At 44.3% G+C, this 890-nt stretch carries 1 protein-coding gene; it reads left to right on the plus strand.

Features of this window, described 5'->3' with window-relative positions; translation table 11 throughout:
• Nucleotides 1-451: 451 nt before the first annotated feature.
• On the plus strand, nt 452-691 hold the full coding sequence (locus QEH53_RS23870) for a hypothetical protein (RefSeq protein WP_309025748.1): 240 nt from the start codon (nt 452-454) through the stop codon (nt 689-691).
• Nucleotides 692-890 lie beyond the last annotated feature (199 nt).

The following is an 890-nucleotide window of genomic DNA, read 5'->3' on the forward strand; positions in this document are numbered from 1 at the left end:
TGCGACGTTTCAGCCCTACACTGAAAGAAACTGCACATATCAAGTCGGTGGTCACAACTCCGAGGGCTGCGCCCTCTCCGCGTGACACCTCAGCGATGGGGAGAAATAGATTTTCCAAGATAACCAACTTGGCGATGTATCCATTTTCTAAGTCCACCAAAAAGAAAAAATCCTCTTGTGGGGGCGAATCAAAGAGAAGACACAGCATTGACCAGATAGACCGCACTTTGGCGAAAGGACCAACCCGACGATCTTTTTAAAGACAGATAATCCTGCAGAGGAATTAAGATCGATTCAGAACAAAGAAACCCTACTCTAGTTCAAAGAGAAGAAGAGCCGAAACTTCCATGTCCAAACCAACCCCAATTCAAAAACAAAAACCCCCATCAAGTCGGTCCTCACAACTCGCGCAAGCGCTCGCCTGAGACCTTAGCGATATGCAGAACTAGAAATGAGCTTCGACCCTAAGAATTACGAAATAACAGTGGCTAGCAGTGTTTCTGATCGTGACGGCATCGGTGTCGAAATCTATCGAGATAGTTCGATGGTTTGCGAGATATTCAGAGACGACACAAAACGAACCAGAGAAATATGGACCTCGAAGCAAGAAGTTAGCCTCGAAGAAATGGAAGGATTCATAAAAATATTCAAAGAAGAGATCCCATGGGATTTTATCGAGTATGAAGAATAAAAATACTGATGAAGCTATGCGAATCAGCCTTATCCTTATTCAAAGAAAGATTCGCATATCAAGTCGCTTCTCACAACGTCGGCAAGCCGCCGCGTGAGAGCTCTGCGATATGTGGAGAAAGATGATCGGGTTATGATAAAAAAATGGATCAGACCGACGGATAAAAACATGATCCTGCAACGAATCCAGAAACGAACTT

The sequence above is a fragment of the Pelagicoccus sp. SDUM812002 genome, assembly GCF_031127835.1.
GTDB lineage: Bacteria > Verrucomicrobiota > Verrucomicrobiia > Opitutales > Opitutaceae > Pelagicoccus.